Annotated in this window: 1 protein-coding gene; it reads right to left on the bottom strand. The window is 78.3% G+C overall.

Annotated elements, in window-relative coordinates; all coding sequences use genetic code 11:
- On the bottom strand, nucleotides 1-254 hold a 254-nt coding region (locus ACZ2XM_RS15610), incomplete at both ends, for a hypothetical protein (protein WP_490619032.1).

Below are 254 nucleotides of genomic sequence, written 5' to 3'. Positions count from 1 at the left end.
GCGTCTTCCCGTGGCGCCGAGCGAGCCGGCCGCGCCGAGGAAGGCGACGGCGCCCCTCCCCCGCCGGAGCGCTCCGGTGAGCCAGCCGAGCGGCACGACGGTGATCCGCAGCACGACGACGCACGCCGCCAGCGCGACCAGGACCGGAGTCAGCGCGGCGAGCGGGTCGACCTCCAGCCCGCTGGCGGGCGCCGAGAGCCCGCGTCGGGCGAGAAGCACGACGCTGAGCGCCGCCAGGCCCAGGACGACGACCC

This window comes from Psychrobacter sp. CoH-33_TS_01 (genome assembly GCF_058189395.1).
This window is presented reverse-complemented; position numbering and strand designations above follow the sequence as displayed.